The 16,812-nt window shown below is 61.4% G+C and carries 16 protein-coding genes and 1 tRNA gene; 11 read left to right on the forward strand and 6 right to left on the reverse strand.

The window, feature by feature from the left end:
• Window positions 1-18: 18 nt before the first annotated feature.
• Window positions 19-1,482, reverse strand: coding sequence for a glyceraldehyde-3-phosphate dehydrogenase (locus EGJ27_RS11385; protein WP_125830847.1), 1,464 nt, complete (start codon window positions 1,480-1,482; stop codon window positions 19-21).
• A gap of 193 nt (window positions 1,483-1,675) precedes the next feature.
• Between EGJ27_RS11385 and mfd the strand changes: the two genes are divergently transcribed.
• The 3 genes from mfd to EGJ27_RS11400 all read left to right on the forward strand — a co-directional run bounded on the left by mfd (window position 1,676) and on the right by EGJ27_RS11400 (window position 8,472).
• A complete protein-coding gene (gene mfd, locus EGJ27_RS11390) occupies window positions 1,676-5,128 on the forward strand; it encodes a transcription-repair coupling factor (RefSeq protein ID WP_125830848.1) in 3,453 nt (1,150 codons plus the stop codon).
• An 11-nt stretch (window positions 5,129-5,139) separates the two neighbouring features.
• Window positions 5,140-5,664, forward strand: a complete 525-nt coding sequence (locus tag EGJ27_RS11395; RefSeq protein WP_125830849.1) for a CsiV family protein — start codon at window positions 5,140-5,142, stop codon at window positions 5,662-5,664.
• Window positions 5,665-5,733: 69 nt separating this feature from the next.
• On the forward strand, window positions 5,734-8,472 hold the full coding sequence (locus EGJ27_RS11400) for a DEAD/DEAH box helicase (protein ID WP_125830850.1): 2,739 nt from the start codon (window positions 5,734-5,736) through the stop codon (window positions 8,470-8,472).
• A gap of 12 nt (window positions 8,473-8,484) precedes the next feature.
• Here EGJ27_RS11400 and EGJ27_RS11405 read toward each other — a convergent pair whose 3' ends face one another.
• Window positions 8,485-9,045, reverse strand: a complete 561-nt coding sequence (locus tag EGJ27_RS11405; RefSeq protein ID WP_125830851.1) for a cysteine hydrolase family protein — start codon at window positions 9,043-9,045, stop codon at window positions 8,485-8,487.
• Between the two features lie 158 nt (window positions 9,046-9,203).
• Between EGJ27_RS11405 and EGJ27_RS11410 the strand changes: the two genes are divergently transcribed.
• From EGJ27_RS11410 to EGJ27_RS11420, 3 genes are all read left to right on the forward strand, one after another.
• Entirely contained in the window at window positions 9,204-9,953 is a 750-nt protein-coding gene (locus tag EGJ27_RS11410; protein WP_125830852.1) for a 3-oxoacyl-ACP reductase family protein, read from the forward strand.
• Between the two features lie 185 nt (window positions 9,954-10,138).
• Window positions 10,139-10,228: transfer RNA gene (locus tag EGJ27_RS11415), tRNA-Ser, on the forward strand.
• Between the two features lie 584 nt (window positions 10,229-10,812).
• The gene (locus EGJ27_RS11420; RefSeq protein WP_371920853.1) at window positions 10,813-11,661 is read left to right on the forward strand and encodes a lipopolysaccharide biosynthesis protein; all 849 of its coding nucleotides are present in this window, start codon (window positions 10,813-10,815) and stop codon (window positions 11,659-11,661) included.
• A gap of 9 nt (window positions 11,662-11,670) precedes the next feature.
• Here the strand turns inward: EGJ27_RS11420 and EGJ27_RS11425 are convergent, their stop codons facing one another.
• Window positions 11,671-11,922, reverse strand: a complete 252-nt coding sequence (locus EGJ27_RS11425; RefSeq protein ID WP_125830853.1) for a hypothetical protein — start codon at window positions 11,920-11,922, stop codon at window positions 11,671-11,673.
• 184 nt (window positions 11,923-12,106) lie between these two features.
• Here EGJ27_RS11425 and EGJ27_RS11430 point away from each other — a divergent pair, with 184 nt between their 5' ends.
• Window positions 12,107-12,487: a cytochrome c family protein gene (locus tag EGJ27_RS11430; protein ID WP_125830854.1), complete on the forward strand. Its 381-nt coding sequence runs from the start codon at window positions 12,107-12,109 to the stop codon at window positions 12,485-12,487.
• Window positions 12,488-12,520: 33 nt separating this feature from the next.
• Here the strand turns inward: EGJ27_RS11430 and EGJ27_RS24900 are convergent, their stop codons facing one another.
• Entirely contained in the window at window positions 12,521-12,679 is a 159-nt protein-coding gene (locus EGJ27_RS24900) for a DUF6021 family protein (RefSeq protein WP_177523001.1), read from the reverse strand.
• 147 nt (window positions 12,680-12,826) lie between these two features.
• Here EGJ27_RS24900 and EGJ27_RS11435 point away from each other — a divergent pair, with 147 nt between their 5' ends.
• Complete coding sequence (locus EGJ27_RS11435; RefSeq protein ID WP_125830855.1) at window positions 12,827-13,219, forward strand: DUF4124 domain-containing protein; 393 nt, start codon at window positions 12,827-12,829, stop codon at window positions 13,217-13,219.
• Window positions 13,220-13,228: 9 nt separating this feature from the next.
• On the opposite strand, the gene EGJ27_RS11440 is transcribed toward EGJ27_RS11435, so the two are convergent.
• On the reverse strand, window positions 13,229-13,543 hold the full coding sequence (locus EGJ27_RS11440) for an EthD family reductase (RefSeq protein WP_125830856.1): 315 nt from the start codon (window positions 13,541-13,543) through the stop codon (window positions 13,229-13,231).
• Between the two features lie 132 nt (window positions 13,544-13,675).
• Here EGJ27_RS11440 and EGJ27_RS11445 point away from each other — a divergent pair, with 132 nt between their 5' ends.
• The 3 genes from EGJ27_RS11445 (at window position 13,676) to EGJ27_RS11455 (ending at window position 15,893) form a co-directional block, all read left to right on the forward strand.
• Complete coding sequence (locus tag EGJ27_RS11445) at window positions 13,676-13,969, forward strand: DUF6388 family protein (RefSeq protein ID WP_125830857.1); 294 nt, start codon at window positions 13,676-13,678, stop codon at window positions 13,967-13,969.
• Window positions 13,970-14,105: 136 nt separating this feature from the next.
• On the forward strand, window positions 14,106-14,795 hold the full coding sequence (locus EGJ27_RS11450) for a crotonase/enoyl-CoA hydratase family protein (protein ID WP_125830858.1): 690 nt from the start codon (window positions 14,106-14,108) through the stop codon (window positions 14,793-14,795).
• A 126-nt stretch (window positions 14,796-14,921) separates the two neighbouring features.
• Entirely contained in the window at window positions 14,922-15,893 is a 972-nt protein-coding gene (locus tag EGJ27_RS11455) for a magnesium and cobalt transport protein CorA (RefSeq protein WP_125830859.1), read from the forward strand.
• Between the two features lie 161 nt (window positions 15,894-16,054).
• Here the strand turns inward: EGJ27_RS11455 and EGJ27_RS11460 are convergent, their stop codons facing one another.
• Complete coding sequence (locus EGJ27_RS11460) at window positions 16,055-16,783, reverse strand: amidotransferase (RefSeq protein ID WP_125830860.1); 729 nt, start codon at window positions 16,781-16,783, stop codon at window positions 16,055-16,057.
• Window positions 16,784-16,812 lie beyond the last annotated feature (29 nt).

Genomic DNA, 16,812 nt, shown 5'->3' on the forward strand with positions numbered 1-16,812 from the left:
TTATGCTGCGCGAGAAACTTACTGCGGGAAAGCCGGAGGGTTCACACCCGCCATGTCTTCCATCACACGAACCACCTGGCAGCTGTAACCGAACTCGTTGTCGTACCAGACGTACAGGACAACGCGGTTGTCGTTGACGATGGTCGCTTCGGCATCCACGACACCGGCGTGACGCGAGCCCACGAAGTCAGTGGAAACCACTTCCTGGGAGTTCACGAAATCGATCTGGCGATGCAGGTCGGAGTGCAGGGCCATGTGGCGCAGGTACTCGTTCATTTCTTCGCGAGTGGTCTGCTTGTCGAGGTTCAGGTTCAGGATCGCCATCGAAACGTTCGGCGTCGGCACGCGGATCGCGTTGCCGGTCAGCTTGCCGGCCAGCTCAGGCAACGCCTTGGCAGCAGCGGTGGCGGCGCCGGTTTCGGTGATGACCATGTTCAACGCGGCGCTGCGGCCACGACGATCGCCCTTGTGGAAGTTGTCGATCAGGTTCTGGTCGTTGGTGTACGAGTGAACCGTTTCAACGTGACCGTTGACGATGCCGAACTTGTCGTTGACGGCCTTGAGCACCGGCACGATGGCGTTGGTGGTGCAGGACGCAGCGGACACGATCTTGTCGTCGGCCGTGATTTCGCCGTGGTTGATACCGTGCACGATGTTCTTCAGCTTGCCTTTGCCCGGTGCGGTCAGGACCACGCGGTCGATGCCAGGGCAAGTCAGGTGCTGGCCCAGGCCGTCGGCGTCACGCCACACACCGGTGTTGTCGACCAGCAAGGCGTCCTGGATGCCGTACTGGGTGTAGTCCACGTCGGCCGGATTCTTGGCGTAGATCACCTGAATCAGGTTCCCGTTGGCGGTGATGGTGCTGTTGGCTTCATCGATGGTGATGGTGCCGTCGAACGGGCCGTGAACCGAGTCACGACGCAGCAGGCTGGCACGCTTGACCAGATCGTTCTCGGCGCCCTTGCGCACCACGATGGCCCGCAGGCGCAGGCCTTCGCCGCCACCGGTCTTTTCGATCAGGATCCGTGCCAGCAGGCGACCGATGCGGCCGAAACCGTACAGTACGACATCGGTGCCCTTGCGCGGGCTGGTGCTCTGCTGCCCTACAACGCTCGCCAGCTCTTCGCGCACGAACTGCTCGGCGCTACGGCCGTTGCCTTCGGTCTTGAACTTGACGGCCAGCTTGCCCAGGTCCACCGAAGCGGCGCCCAGCTTGAGTTCGCTCATCGCCTTCAAGAGCGGGAAGGTCTCGTGGACCGACAGCTCACTTGCATCGGATTGACGATGACGCGCAAAGCGGTGGGCTTTGAGAATCGCGATCACTGATCGGTTGATCAGACTGCGGCCATAGATCGAACTCACCACGTTGTTATTGCGGTAGAGCTGACCGATAAGCGGGATCATCGCCTCGGCGAGAGCTTCACGATCGATCCATTCACCAAGACACTGGTCGGGCTTCTGAGTCACGGGAACCTTCCACATTATGTAGGGGCTGAAAAAAGGGGCTACATTATGACTTCGCCAATGTTTATAGGCAATGAGCGACTGTCAGATCCTTGCACACTACATAAGTTCACGAGCCCGAATCGGCGACGATGTACTGGAAACCTGACAGCTGACACCTTCCCCCGCTACAATCGCGGCCCCTGTCGCAACGCCTGGAGCCCGACCTTCCGTGCCCGTTCTGCGTCTACCGCATCTTCCGGCCGCCGCCGGCAAACAACACTGGGGCAATCTTCCCGGTGCCGCCCTGAGCCTTGCGATTGCCGAGGCCGCCAGCGCCGCCCGGCGTTTCACCCTGCTCCTCACCGCCGACAGCCAGAGCGCAGAGCGCCTGGAGCAGGAACTGAAGTTCTTCGCCCCCGAGCTGCCGGTGCTGCATTTCCCCGACTGGGAAACGCTGCCCTACGATCTGTTCTCGCCGCACCAGGACATCATTTCCCAACGGATCGCCAGCCTCTATCGCCTGCCGGAACTCGAGCATGGCATTTTGGTAGTACCGATCACCACAGCCCTACATCGCCTGGCACCGACCCGATTCCTGCTGGGCAGCAGCCTGGTGCTGGACGTCGGCCAGAAGCTGGATGTAGAGGCTATGCGCGCGCGCCTGGAAGCCAGCGGCTACCGCTATGTAGACACGGTCTACGAGCACGGCGAGTTCACCGTTCGCGGGGCATTGATCGACCTGTTCCCGATGGGCAGCAAGGTGCCGTACCGCATCGACCTGTTCGACGACGAAATCGAAACCCTGCGCACCTTCGACCCGGACACCCAGCGTTCCATCGACAAGGTCGAATCGGTGCGCCTGCTGCCGGCCCGGGAATTCCCGCTGCAGAAAGACGAAGTCACGCGCTTCAAGGCCCGCTTTCGCGAGCGCTTCGACGTGGACTTCCGCCGCAGCCCGATCCTGCAGGACCTGAGCAGCGGCATCACGCCGGCAGGCATCGAGTACTACATCCCGCTGTTCTTCGAAGAAACCTCGACCCTGTTCGACTATTTGCCCCAGGACACCCAGGTGTTTTCCCTGCCGGGTATCGAACAGGCTGCCGAGAACTTCTGGAACGACGTGCGCAACCGCTATGAAGACCGCCGCGTCGACCCGTCTCGCCCGCTGCTGCCGCCCGCCGAGCTGTTCCTGCCGGTCGAGGATTGTTTCGCCCGCCTGAAAAGCTGGCCACGGGTAGTCGCCAGCGAGCAGGACGTGGAAGCCGGCGCCGGTCGCGAACGCTTTCCGGCCCGCGAACTGCCGGACCTGGCTATCGAAGCCAAGGCCAGCCAGCCGCTGGCGGCACTGTCGAATTTTCTCGACCAGTTTCCCGGCCGCGTGCTGTTCACCGCCGAATCCGCCGGTCGCCGGGAAGTGCTGCTGGAACTGCTCGAACGCCTCAAGCTGCGACCCAAGACCGTCGACAGCTGGCCGGACTTCGCCAGCGGCAAGGAACGCCTGGCGATAACCATCGCGCCACTGGACAAAGGCCTGGTACTCGACGATCCGGCCCTGGCGCTGATCGCCGAAAGCCCGCTGTTCGGGCAACGGGTGATGCAGCGCCGACGCCGCGAGAAACGCACCGACGGCGGCAACAACGATGCGGTGATCAAGAACCTGACCGAGCTGCGCGAAGGCGCGCCGGTGGTCCATATCGATCACGGTGTGGGGCGCTATCTGGGGTTGGCGACGCTGGAGGTGGAAAACCAGGTCGCCGAATTCCTGATGCTGGCCTACGCCGACGAGGCCAAGTTGTACGTGCCGGTCGCCAGCCTGCACCTGATCGCCCGCTACACCGGCAGCGACGACGAAACCGCGCCGCTGCACCGCCTGGGTTCCGAGACCTGGCAGAAAGCCAAGCGCAAGGCTGCCGAACAGGTGCGCGACGTGGCCGCCGAACTGCTGGACATCTATGCCCGCCGCGCCGCCCGCGAAGGGTATGCCTTCGAAGACCCGAAAGCCGACTACGCGACGTTCAGCGCCGGCTTCCCGTTCGAAGAAACGCCGGACCAGCAGACCACCATCGACGCGGTGCGTGCCGACATGCTCGCGCCACGCCCCATGGACCGGCTGGTCTGCGGCGACGTGGGCTTCGGCAAGACCGAAGTGGCCATGCGTGCCGCATTCATCGCCGTGCATGGTGGCCGTCAGGTGGCCTTGCTGGTGCCGACCACCCTGCTCGCCCAGCAGCACTACAACAGCTTCCGCGACCGCTTCGCCGACTGGCCGGTGCGGGTCGAGGTGATGAGCCGCTTCAAGTCCGCCAAGGAAGTGAACGCGGCCGTGGCTGATCTGGCCGAAGGCAAGATCGACATCGTCATCGGTACTCACAAGCTGTTGCAGGATGACGTGAAGATCAAGAACCTGGGCCTGGTCATCATCGACGAAGAACACCGCTTCGGTGTACGTCAGAAAGAACAGCTCAAGGCGCTGCGCAGCGAAGTCGATATCCTCACGCTCACTGCCACACCGATTCCGCGCACGCTGAACATGGCGGTTTCGGGCATGCGCGACCTGTCGATCATCGCCACGCCGCCGGCGCGACGCCTGTCGGTGCGCACTTTCGTCATGGAGCAGAACAAGCCGACGGTGAAAGAAGCCTTGTTGCGCGAGTTGCTGCGCGGCGGCCAGGTCTATTACCTGCACAACGACGTCAAGACCATCGAGAAATGCGCGGCGGATCTCGCTGAACTGGTTCCGGAAGCGCGAATCGGCATCGGCCACGGCCAGATGCGCGAACGCGAACTCGAACAGGTGATGAGCGACTTCTACCACAAGCGCTTCAATGTGCTGATCGCCTCGACCATCATCGAGACCGGCATCGACGTGCCGAGCGCCAACACCATCATCATCGAGCGCGCCGACAAGTTCGGCCTGGCTCAGTTGCACCAGTTGCGCGGCCGGGTCGGACGCAGCCACCACCAGGCCTATGCCTACCTGCTGACGCCGCCGCGCAAGCAGATCACGCCGGACGCCGAGAAGCGCCTGGAAGCCATCGCCAACACCCAGGATTTGGGTGCGGGCTTTGTGCTGGCAACCAACGACCTGGAAATCCGTGGCGCAGGCGAACTGCTGGGCGACGGTCAGAGCGGCCAGATCCAGGCGGTGGGTTTCACGCTGTATATGGAAATGCTCGAACGCGCGGTCAAGTCGATCCGCAAGGGCGAACAGCCCAACCTCGACCAGCCGCTGGGCGGCGGGCCGGAGATCAACCTGCGCGTGCCGGCGTTGATTCCCGAAGCCTACCTGCCGGATGTCCACACGCGCCTGATCCTGTATAAGCGCATCGCCAATGCGCCGGACGAAGACGGCTTGAAAGACTTGCAGGTGGAGATGATCGACCGCTTCGGCCTGTTGCCGGAAGCGGCCAAGCATCTGGTGCGGATCACTCAGCTCAAGTTGCAGGCCGAACAGCTGGGCATCAAGAAGATCGACGCCGGCCCGAACGGCGGGCGCATCGAGTTCGCCGCCGAAACGCCGGTCGACCCGCTGACCCTGATCAAGCTGATCCAGAGCCAGCCCAACCGCTACAAGTTCGAAGGTGCCACACTGTTCAAATTCATGGTGCCCATGGAGCGCCCTGAGGAGCGCTTCAACACCATCGAAGCGCTGCTTGAGCGCCTGACCCCGAAAACTGCTTGAAGGATTCACCCATGCGTCTGTTTCATTCATTGATTCTGCTGTTGACGCTCGTCGCCCCCGCCGCTTTTGCGGACGGCTCATATCACGTGGATATGATCCTGTTCCGCCAGACCGGTGAACCGGCGGCCACCCGACAGTTCGCGCCGGAAGACTGGGATGCCGGCGCGCCCCGGGTGGATGCCGGCAATGAACGCACTTCGACGCTGAACGATGTCGCCGCCCGACTTCAGGACAGCGGCCAGTACCAGGTGCTGCTGCAACGCGCCTGGCGCCAGACCCTGGGCGCCGAACCGAGCCGGGTCGCGGTCACCGGTGGCGAGGAACGGCTGGGGCACTTTCCTATCGAAGGCACGGTCAGCGTTGCGCTGGCGCGCTTTACCGATATTGCGGCAGACTTGTGGGTCAACCAGATGGACACCCATGGCGTGCTGACCGGCAGCGAGCGGATGAAGCAGACCGTGCGGGTCAGGAACGGCGAGCTGACTTATCTGGACAACGGCAGTCTGGCGCTGCTGGTCCGGATTTCTCCCCTGTAAGTATTCCAGGAGCGCCGTGGCGCTCCCTTTTCTTTTGAGCATCGCTGCGGCGTAGGGCTTTTTAAAACTGTGTCGTCCATTCTCGAAAAGGTTCTGGGTTCGTCCTGGACACAACTGTTCACCGCTCAGACTCTGGAGCGAGGGCGCGACTACGCCCGACAAAAGCGCGTCGTGCTCGAAGACTCCAGCCCGCAGATCATCCGTACCGCCTGCCGGGGCTCGAACCTGGAGATCTACACCCAGACCCTGCTGTTCAAGGACCCGGATCGCTACCGCAACTTCCTGGTCTGCAAGTGCACCTGCCCGGTCCGCAACGACTGCAAGCACTGTGTAGCGGCCCTGTATTTCCTGCAGGACCCGGACAACCGGCCATTGCTGCAGGCCGCGCTGAACCCGCCGGACAGCGAGCCTGAAGCGGTCGCCAAGCCGCGCCTGCCCGAACGACTGGTGGACACCATCAAGCCCGTGCCGCGCCTGATCCTGGCCAGCATCGAATTCAGCGCCTACGAACCGCGCAATGGCCGCATGCAGCGTCACATCCAGCACCGCGCCGCGCTGGCCTTCGCCTATGGCAAGCACTACGCGGTCGGCACCACCAACGTGAGTATTCTGGTGAGTTCGCTGGGCAGCGATCTGGTCAACCAGAAGAGCGACATCATCGAGCACACCGAAACCGAAACCCTGCGCATCCGTCGCCAGGGCGAACAGGAACGCCAACTGCGCCAGCAGCTGAGCGACCTGGGTTTCAAGGTCGCGACCCGGCAGAGCAAGGCCTTGCCCGACAGCGCCGGCGATATGTACGAGCTGCCCAACGACAAGGCCTGGCTGCATTTCGTGCTGGATGACCTGCCAAGGCTGCGCGAGCAGGGCTGGGAAATCGACATCCAGGACGACTTCGGCTTCGACGTCACGCCGGTCGACGACTGGTACGCGGTGATCGAAGAAGAGCACCAGCGTGACTGGTTCGATCTGGAACTGGGCATTATCGTCAATGGCCAGCGCCTGAGCCTGCTGCCGATTCTGATCAACCTGATCCGCAGCCATCCCGAACTGATGAGCCCGTCGGCCGTCGCCAAGCGTGGCGACGAAGAACAATTGCTGGTGCAGCTCAATCACTTCACCCAGAACGGCGGCGCGCCGGTGCAGATCGCCCTGCCCTACGGCCGGCTCAAGCCGGTGCTGGCGACACTGGGCGATTTCTACTGGCGCCAGGACGGCAACAACGCCCTGCGCATGAGCACCGCCGACGCTGCGCGCCTGACCGAACTCGATGACCTGCCACTGGTGTGGCAAGGTGGCGACCGCCTGCGGGACTTCGCCGAACGCCTGGTCAATATCAAGGACGCGCCGGTCAGCCTGCCCGACGGCCTGAACGCGACCCTGCGCGGCTATCAGCTCGAAGGCCTGAGCTGGATGCAGTCGCTGCGGGAACTGGAAGTCGGCGGCGTGCTGGCCGATGACATGGGCCTGGGCAAGACACTGCAAACCCTCGCCCACCTGCTGATGGAAAAACAGGCCGGCCGCCTCGATCGACCGGCGCTGGCAGTGATGCCCACCAGCCTGATCCCCAACTGGATGGATGAGGCCGAGCACTTCACGCCGCAACTCAAGGTGCTGGCGCTATACGGTGCGAACCGCCACCAGGATGCCGCCGACCTGCAGGATTACGACCTGATCCTGACCACTTACGCCCTGCTGCCGCGGGATCTGGAATTGCTGGAAAAACACGCGTTCCATGTGCTGATTCTCGACGAAGCGCAGTACATCAAGAACCCCAAGAGCAAGGCGGCCCAGGCCGCACGCCAGCTCAAGGCACGCCAGCGCCTGTGCCTGAGCGGCACGCCGCTGGAAAACCACCTGGGCGAGCTATGGTCACTGTTTCACTTCCTGATGCCCGGCTGGCTGGGCAGCAGCAAGGAATTCAACAGCAATTACCGCACCGCCATCGAAAAGCACGGCAGCCAGGACCGGTTGCATCATCTCAACGCACGCATCAAGCCGTTTCTGTTGCGTCGCACCAAGGAACAGGTCGCTACCGAACTGCCGCCCAAGACCGAAATCGTCCATTGGGTCGACCTCAACGACGCCCAGCGCGACGTGTACGAAACCGTGCGCCTGGCGATGGACAAGAAGGTTCGCGACGAGATCAGCCGCAAGGGCGTGGCGCGCAGCCAGATCATCATCCTCGAAGCCCTGCTCAAGCTGCGTCAGGTGTGCTGTGACTTGCGCCTGGTCAACCAGGACATGCCCATCAACAGCAAGCAAGGCAGTTCGGCCAAGCTGCAGAGCCTGATGGAGATGATCGAAGAACTGGTGTCCGAAGGCCGCCGGATCCTGTTGTTTTCCCAGTTCACCTCGATGCTGACATTGATTGAACAGGAACTGAAACAGCGCGGCATGGCCTACGCGCTGCTGACCGGCTCGACACGAGACCGGCGCACACCGATTCATGACTTCCAGAGCGGCAAGCTGCCGATTTTCCTGATCAGCCTCAAGGCCGGCGGCACGGGGCTGAACCTGACGGCGGCCGACACCGTGATCCACTACGACCCGTGGTGGAACCCGGCGGCGGAAAATCAGGCGACCGACCGGGCGTATCGCATCGGCCAGGACAAGCCGGTGTTCGTCTACAAGATGATCGCCCGCGGCACGGTGGAGGAGAAAATCCAGCGCCTGCAACAGGAAAAATCCGCTCTTGCCGCAGGCGTTCTGGATGGCCGCGCCAGCGGCGACTGGAAACTGCGCGACGAAGACTTGCAGGCGCTGTTCGCGCCACTGCCGGCGGTGCCGAAGAAAGCCCGCAAGTAACCTGGGCGCCGGTCAGCGGCAGGCGCGCAGGATCTGCTCGGTGGCCAGCACCGTGGCGTACTCGCCGTGCAGGTTGGCCAGCGACATGGCATGGATGTCCTCGGCGGTCCGTGCGGCGCCGAAGAAGTCCCGCCCGTCGAAGGTAAAGCAGGCGTCATGGGCCACCAGCACGTCGAATCCAAGATTGCCGCCGCTGCGTGCGGTGGACTCAACCGAATTGTTGGTCACCACACCGACGATCAGCACCTGCCGGGTCCCGTCCGCCCGCAGCCACAACTCAAGAAACGAGCCGCAGAAAGCGTCCGGCGTATGCTTGCTCAGCTCGCGCTCACCGTCCTGCGGCAGGAATGCCGGTTGATACTCGACACCAGACTGCTCGGGCCAGAACACCGAATCAGGTGATCGGGAGAAGTGCCGGACATGGATCACCGGCCGCGCCAGCTCGCGCCAGGCGTGCAATAGCGCCGACGCCTGCTGTTCGGCCTGGGGGTTATTGCGACGCCCCAGCCGTGGGTGATTAATGCCTTGCTGCATGTCGATGATGATCAGCGCGCAGTTGCTGTCGATGTCCATGGAAAAGCGGCCTCTCGTTCCATCTGGAAATATCCGCACCGTGCCACACATCCACCCCGTTGTCGTCCGGCGCGTGGCAATCGGTCTGCAACCGCCTTGCTGTCACCTGGGGCTGCTATGGTGTCTGGACGAATCCATCCCGACCTCAGGAGACCATGATGAACGCACATGCAAATCTCACCGGCAAAGTGGCATTGGTGCAAGGCGGCTCGCGCGGCATAGGCGCAGCCATCGTCGAACGACTGGCCAGGGAAGGTGCGGCAGTCGGTTTCACCTACGTCAGCTCAGAGGTCAACGCGCTGGAGCTTCAGGACAGCATCATCGCCAATGGCGGCAAGGCCCTGGCGATACGCGCCGACAGTGCCGACGAAAAAGCCATTCGCCAGGCGGTGCAACGCACCGCCGAGGCGTTCGGCGGGCTGGATATTCTGGTCAACAACGCCGGCGTGCTGGCCGTGGCGCCACTGAACGAGTTCAAGCTTGAAGACCTGGACCGGACGCTGGCGATCAACGTGCGCAGCGTATTCATCGCCAGCCAGGAAGCGGCCCGGCACATGAACGAAGACGGGCGCATCATCAACATCGGCAGCACCAACGCCGAGCGCATGCCGTTTGCCGGCGGCAGCGTGTACGCCATGAGCAAATCCGCGCTGGTCGGCCTGACCAAAGGCCTGGCACGCGACCTCGGCCCGCAGGGCATCACCGTCAACAATGTGCAACCCGGTCCGGTGGATACCGACATGAATCCCGACCACGGCGATTTCGCCCAGACCCTCAAGGGTTTCATGGCCCTGCCCCGCTACGGCAAGAGCGAGGAAATCGCCAGCTTCGTCGCCTACCTGGCCGGTCCGGAAGCGGCCTACATCACCGGTGCCAGCCTGACCATCGACGGCGGCTTCAGCGCCTGAGCCCCGGCGCAACTGCCATCTGCGGCGGATCGGGATGCCCACGCCACACCCGGCCCGCCGCACAAAGCCCGGAAAACCGGACCAATTGCATAAGCGCATGAAAATTCTGAAAAAAAGTTTTGCGTTCAGGAAAGCTTTCGACTACATTAGCGCGCCTCGACAGACACAACGTTGTCGCGAGATACGGTGAGGTGTCCGAGTGGCTTAAGGAGCACGCCTGGAAAGTGTGTATACAAGAAATTGTATCGAGGGTTCGAATCCCTCCTTCACCGCCATACTGAAACAACACGAAGCCCCTGAATTCAGCGATGAATTTCAGGGGCTTCGTGGTTTCTGGCATCTGAAAATCAACGTACTTTATGCCACCGCCGCTCACACTTCACATACAGGAGCGGCGCGGGTAGTGAGTTTTCGATGAGATGAACGCCGACCTCCGACGGCCAACTAAGCCTTCTGGTGCCACTGGTTAAGGGCATCACACACGGTAGTTCATCCAGCAATGAGTTCCAGCCCCGGTCAATGACCTGCACCCGATACTTGCCCGACCCAATTCAAAGCGACTGCTATGCCATGCCCGGCATTCGCCATCCATCACAACCTCAAGTTTTCCCCGCTTTCGACAAGTTTTTCACCTTCAAAAACTTACAATTTTCCACATTCACCTGTTCGGAAATTCCACAGTCTCTTAGTGTTCATTAAGTTTGACTTAAGCATCCTGCGCTACATTCGCGCGACAGAATGGAAACAATTGCACGCATGTTGAGGACTTATCCTACGTGCGAGGCACCACGAACTCTAGGACCCTGCAGGCCGACGAAGCGTGGCATCGCCGCCATTGTTTATGTGTTTTAGGAAAGTCATGACAAGCGCACCCGCCTCAACCTCGCGAAACACCAGGGCAACAGCCGAAAGCCGCCGCACACCTTGTGCCCCGGCGGCAGATTTCAGCCGGTGCAAAGGGGTCAAGGAAGGACCGGTTTTTCTGATTGCATCGGGCAAGTCCGCCAAGGACTTTCCGGTCCAGGAGTTTTCCGATGTCCCCATGATCACCATGAATGGCGCGATTGCCATGTTGGCGCAAAAGGGAATCGACCCGTTTTTCTACGTCTGCACCGACAGGGATTTTTCCAACCAGCAGCCTCAGCTTTACGCCACGGCGATGCGCACCAGCGAGAATGTCGCGATCTGGGACGATCAGCTCAAGGCTGATAAACCCAGACCCCGCGGACAGGTCTATGCGCTGAAGAAGAGCCCGCGCGCTTCCATCGTCTCCATGCTGTTCAGCCGCGACGAGGCGCTGGTTCGCAAGCGGTCGCTGCTGAGCAAGCGAAGTCTGGATATCGGATTCAGCAAAGACCTCAGCCAGGGGTTTTTCGACGCGCGTACCGTGATGTATCTGGCCCTGCAGGTTGCCTATCACTTGGGTTTCAATCAGGTGTTCCTGGTGGGTTTCGATCTCGATCAGTCTGCGGGGCGGTTTTATGAAACCTGCAAGGCCAGTCGCTCGCCGTGCGGGTTGGACCAGCATTTCGAGAAACGCATCCTGCCGTCACTGAAACTGATGTCTGACCAGGTGGTGGACGACAATTTCCAGGCCTTTAACCTGTCTGCGGTGTCCAGGGTCCCGGAGGAGGTCATTCCAAAAATCAGCGTCGAGCAGGCCAAGCAAATGCTGGCGGCTTACCGCGATTCCGGGGCCGCCAGCTGAAGTCGGGCCTTACTTGCCGTGCACCGGCGCGTTGCTCCAGATCACGGTCTCACTGTTGATGTGCGCCAGCAGCGTCGCATTGGACTGGCGCTGCCGGTGCATGTCCTCGCGCATAGGGCCACGATCGATCGCCCGCTTGCCCAATTCGCGACGGACGATGCTGGAAATCGCATACTCTCCGCAGTCCGGGCAGGCAATGTGCTGGCCGTCTTGGTCCGCACCCAGCTCACGGGCTGCCTGCCCACATAAATAGCAATTCATTCCGGTTCTCCTCAAAAAGCTACAGCTGTTTTCAACAGAGTGGCGGCTCATGCAACAGTTCAGCACTCCCGTCCGGCCGGCGCCGGAAATCAGCTTGTGTTGACCTCTGCCGGTATCTGCCCACGCTCGACTGCGCTAGCATGCGGCGTTTCAATAACGGCACTGCGGGCGCTACAGGTCATTCATGAGAAAAGCTGCACTGTTCATTCTGGGACTGCTGGCAGGCGGAAGCGCCCAGGCAGGCGACGCCGAGGCCGGCAAGGCGGTCTTCACCAGGCTCTGTTCAGGCTGTCACAAGATCGGACCTTCCGCGCGCAACGCCTTTGGCCCGCCCCTGAACGGCATCATCGGCCGCCCGGCCGGGCAGCAGGCCGACTATGTCTACACCCCCGGCATGAAAGACTCGGGAATCGTCTGGAGTCGAGAAAAGCTTGCGGCATTCATTGAAGATCCCGGCGAGGTCGTCCCGGGCACGCGCATGAAGCTGTGGTGGATGGGCGGCGAAGAGCGCATGGCCAATCTGCTGGAATACCTGGATGCCAACAAGGCTGAAACCGCCCACTAGCGGCGCCCCGACCCAGGTCGGGACACCTGGCTGTTACTTGGTATCGTAGGGTGGATACTTGTCGTCGCTGCCCTTCTCCCTGCCAGGAGTCTTGGCAGGCTCGACGGGATCGACTTGCGGATCCTCGGCATCAGGCGATTCAGGATCGAAATCAAGGTCGTTGTCGTTTTCGCTGCTCGGCTTGCCAGTCATAAATGTCTCCAGTTTGTGTACGAAAAGAAATCACACATGGTTGTCAGAGGCCGTGGCCGCTTTGGAGTGCGGTGCATCTGACGAATGGGCTCTCTAGCCGAACCGCGGCCCGAGCTGATAGCCTGATGCCACCCATGGAGGAACCGGATGAAAAGGCTTTCATTGATGCTCGCGCTCATTGCGCCGCTGACCCCCAACGCTGCACAGGCCGAGACCTTCAAATGCGTATCGGCGCAAGGCCAGGTGACCTTCGCCTTTGGCCCGTGCCCGGACGCAAGCCTGGGCACGCCGGTTGCCCGCTCGATGCCGCCGAAGATGCTCAGCGACGGCGAGCCTGTCGATCATGCTCACCAGACCAACCTCAAGGCCACCGAATACCTGAAGGTCAGCGGCCGGACCAGAGTCATCGTCACCGAGACCGAGCGCTACAAGCAGTTCCAGAGGAACCGCCCGCCTGCGCCGGCCGGCCCTTCGCAGTGCCGCAGCCCCGTTTACGACAGCCGTTGCTTTGACCCGTCGGGCGGCAGGTCCCGCCGGTGACCGATGGCGTCAGCCTGCTCTGACTTCGCTGATCTGCACCTCGGGAATCAGGTCGGTGTAGTTGATGATATCGGCGTTGAAGCGCTCGGTATGGGGTGTCATGCCGGCCTCGAAAGCCTCGATGGACTCGAAGAACAGGTGACACATGCCCACGTACAACGGCGGCGAGCCGGGTGTTGCGCCCGCCAGGCCTTTGTCGACGGTGTAGCCCTTGCAGTAGTCGCCCAACAAGCTCTGCACGAGCGGCATGTGCTGGTCACGGTAGTAATCGTGATCGAACCGGGCGCCTTCCTGATAGCGGTAAAGTACGCTGACCTTGATCATGTGCTGATTCTCCTGACGGTTATGGGGTAGAAGTCGAGCGCCACTCTAGCGCGATAAGCCGCTGACATCACTGGAAGCTCCCGGGCGCTTGCCTCACAATTGCTTCTTTTTTTGCCCCAAGAGGAAACCGGCATGAACGCACAGGACTGGAACGAAGCCGCCGTGGCCAAGTACCTTGCCAGCCACCCGACCCTGCAGGACGAGATCAAGAACCTGAGCCCCACCGAGCAGAAGCAGCAGGCGCAGTGGGCGTTCGAGGATGAAGCGCAAAGCCAGGGTCTGGAACCTTGGGAATTGGCGCTTGAGCTTATCGCCGAGTCGCCCGAGCAGCTCAAGGCCATGCGCCTGGAGGCTCACGCCCAGGTAGCCGAAGCCTTGGGCATGGAGTGGGACGAGTACTGCGAACTCAACGACATCCAGCCGTGACTGCGCTGCGCAACCGGTCGACCACCACCGGATATCCGGACATTACGGCGCGGATTTCATGACCAGTCAGTCAGCGCTTTACCTGGCCTTTGCGGGTGAGTAACGTCTGTGCACTTCAATAAAAAGGATTGCTGCCATGAGTGACTTGGTCTCGTATCGCCTGGAAGACGGCATCGCCACGCTGACGCTGAACAACGGCAAGGTCAATGCGATTTCCCCGGATCTGATCGCCGCATTCAACACCGCTCTGGATCAGGCTGCACAGGATCGCGCAGTGGTGATCGTGACCGGCCAGCCCGGCATTCTGTCGGGTGGCTACGACCTCAAGGTCATGACTTCCAGTCCGCAGGCGGCCATGGACCTGGTCGCTCAGGGTTCGACCCTGGCGCGGCGCCTGCTGGCCCATCCTTTCCCGGTCGTGGTGGCCTGCCCCGGGCACGCGGTGGCCAAGGGTGCATTTCTTCTGTTGTCGGCCGACTACCGCATCGGCGTCGAAGGACCGTTCAGCATCGGCCTGAACGAAGTCCAGATCGGCATGACCATGCACCATGCCGGTATCGAACTGGCCCGTGACCGGCTGCGCAAGGCGGCCTTCCACCGAGCGGTGATCAACGCCGAAATGTTCGATCCCGCGGGCGCACTGGACGCCGGCTTCCTCGACAAGCTGGTGAATGTCGAGCAACTGACCGACGCGGCAACGGCCATTGCCCAGCAGTTGAAGAAGCTGAACATGACGGCGCATCGCAACACCAAGCTCAAGGTCAGGAAAGCGCTGCTCGATACCCTTGACAGCGCTATCGAGCAGGACCGCCACCACGCGCTCTGATGCCACGCCCGGCCCGCCGATGCGGGCCGCTTATCCGCCGCGAACTTACCAGGGTTGTGATCAATCTGATGTATCGGGCGCAGTGATTGTCCACGCCAGAGCCAATCTTGAAGAAGCGATAGCATCATGGGTCGAGTTGTAGCAGCAGCGGTGTACAGCAAGGGCAAGAAGGTCAGGAACATCACCCTCGATGAAGGTGCGCAATGGGCCGCCAAGCCTGAGCACTTCGTCTGGATCGGCCTGGAGCAACCCGATGCCCAGGAACTGTCCAGCCTCAAGCAGCAATTCAATCTGCACGAACTGGCGCTGGAAGATGCCATGGAAGTGCACAGCCGCCCCAAGCTCGAGACCTTCGGCGATGCCCTGTTCATCGTCACCTACGCGCCGGTCCGGGAGAACGGCAAACTGTTGTTCATCGAGACGCACATCTTCGCCGGCAAGGGCTACATCATTACCTCGCGCAACGGTCACTCCAAGTCCTATGGCCTGGTGCGCCAGCGCTGCGAAGCCCGGCCGTTGCTGCTGGAACATGGCGAGGATTTCGTGCTGTACGCCCTGCTCGATTTCGTCACCGAGAATTACCAACCCGTCACCGAAGCCATCCATGCCGAACTGGAGGTGCTGGAACAGAACGTGCTCAGCGGTGCGTTGCGCGACGCCGACATCCAACACATCCATAGCCTGCGCCGCGACCTGCTGCGTATGCGCCGTTACGTCGCGCCCATGGTGGAAGTGGGTGAGGAATTGCAGAAGCTGAATTTCCCGTTCATCGACAAGAACATGCGGCCCTATTTCCGGGACGTTGAGATTCATGTGAAACGGCAGATGGAGGACTTGGGCAATTTGTGTGACATCGCCAGTCAGACCATCGAGATCGGCCTGCTGCTCGAGTCGTCGCGTCAAAGCGTGGTGCAGCGCAAATTCGCTGCCTGGGCGGCGATCCTCGCGTTTCCCACCGCCATCGCCGGGATCTACGGGATGAATTTCGAGAACATGCCTGAGCTGAAGTGGGAATACGGTTATTTCGTGGTGCTGGGCGTGATTGTCGGCGGCTGCTCGGCACTGTTTGCCAGCTTCAAACGGTCGGGATGGTTGTAACCGGTCGCAGCGGACCTGTCCGCGCATAGAGGCGGCAGTAGCGAGCTTGCTCGCGAAGATTCAAACACGACCGCCGCAACCGCTGCGAACATACCGGCCTCTTGGCGAGCAGGCTCGCTCCTGCGGATCGGCGCATCGTTTGCGCGAGGCCCTGTGCCACGCTACAAAGCCTTGGTTTCCGGTTTGTGGGCGACGAAGCGCATCATCCACTCGGCCACGGTTGCGCCGTGGTGGTCATGCTCCAGGCTTGCCACGCCGTTCCGGTAGAGCTGATCACCCAGTGTCGACTGAAGAATCTCCAGCAATCCCCGCGAATAATCGTGGATGAATTCCGGATGCCCCTGGAAGCACAGCACCTGATCATTGATGTGGTACGCGGCGAACGGACAGAACTCGCTGGAGGCAATCACCGTCGCACCTTCTGGCAGTGCGGTTACCTGATCCTGATGGCTGATCAGCAGGGTCAGCTTCTCCACGGGCGGGTTCATCCAGGGCTTCGCCGGGGCCAGATGGTAGTGGTGAATGCCCGCGCCCCAGCCCTGGCTGGCACGCTCGGTCTTGCCGCCCAGCGCCAGTGCCAGCAACTGATGCCCGAAACAGATGCCCAGCAGCTTCTCGCCACGCCGATAGAGTTCGAGCAGGTATTCCTTAAGGGTGAGAATCCACGGATCGGTGCCAAAGGAATCGGCCTTGCTGCCGGTGACCAGATAAGCGTCGAACCGCTCGCCCTCCGGCGGATAGACGCCTTGCATGACGTTGTAGATCTCGAACTGTGCGGCAATGGGCTGCCGGGCGAACAGCGATTCGAACATACGCCCGTAACCTTGATACTGCTCGGCCAGCGTAGGCCGCAGGATATCGGTTTCCAGAATACAGATGCGTAACGACATAGAGATGACCTGAAACAGACGGATAAGAG

The organism is Pseudomonas sp. v388 (genome assembly GCF_003935425.1).
In the GTDB taxonomy this organism is placed as follows: Bacteria; Pseudomonadota; Gammaproteobacteria; order Pseudomonadales; family Pseudomonadaceae; genus Aquipseudomonas.

Excerpts from the sequence above, each read along its gene's own strand:
- EGJ27_RS11385 (WP_125830847.1), bottom strand. The coding sequence starts at position 1,482 with ATGTGGAAGGTTCCCGTGACTCAGAAGCCCGACCAGTGTCTTGGTGAA.
- EGJ27_RS11395 (WP_125830849.1), top strand. The coding sequence starts at position 5,140 with ATGCGTCTGTTTCATTCATTGATTCTGCTGTTGACGCTCGTCGCCCCC.
- EGJ27_RS11405 (WP_125830851.1), bottom strand. The coding sequence starts at position 9,045 with ATGGACATCGACAGCAACTGCGCGCTGATCATCATCGACATGCAGCAA.
- EGJ27_RS11410 (WP_125830852.1), top strand. The coding sequence starts at position 9,204 with ATGAACGCACATGCAAATCTCACCGGCAAAGTGGCATTGGTGCAAGGC.
- EGJ27_RS11420 (WP_371920853.1), top strand. The coding sequence starts at position 10,813 with ATGACAAGCGCACCCGCCTCAACCTCGCGAAACACCAGGGCAACAGCC.
- EGJ27_RS11425 (WP_125830853.1), bottom strand. The coding sequence starts at position 11,922 with ATGAATTGCTATTTATGTGGGCAGGCAGCCCGTGAGCTGGGTGCGGAC.
- EGJ27_RS11430 (WP_125830854.1), top strand. The coding sequence starts at position 12,107 with ATGAGAAAAGCTGCACTGTTCATTCTGGGACTGCTGGCAGGCGGAAGC.
- EGJ27_RS24900 (WP_177523001.1), bottom strand. The coding sequence starts at position 12,679 with ATGACTGGCAAGCCGAGCAGCGAAAACGACAACGACCTTGATTTCGAT.
- EGJ27_RS11435 (WP_125830855.1), top strand. The coding sequence starts at position 12,827 with ATGAAAAGGCTTTCATTGATGCTCGCGCTCATTGCGCCGCTGACCCCC.
- EGJ27_RS11440 (WP_125830856.1), bottom strand. The coding sequence starts at position 13,543 with ATGATCAAGGTCAGCGTACTTTACCGCTATCAGGAAGGCGCCCGGTTC.
- EGJ27_RS11445 (WP_125830857.1), top strand. The coding sequence starts at position 13,676 with ATGAACGCACAGGACTGGAACGAAGCCGCCGTGGCCAAGTACCTTGCC.
- EGJ27_RS11450 (WP_125830858.1), top strand. The coding sequence starts at position 14,106 with ATGAGTGACTTGGTCTCGTATCGCCTGGAAGACGGCATCGCCACGCTG.
- EGJ27_RS11455 (WP_125830859.1), top strand. The coding sequence starts at position 14,922 with ATGGGTCGAGTTGTAGCAGCAGCGGTGTACAGCAAGGGCAAGAAGGTC.
- EGJ27_RS11460 (WP_125830860.1), bottom strand. The coding sequence starts at position 16,783 with ATGTCGTTACGCATCTGTATTCTGGAAACCGATATCCTGCGGCCTACG.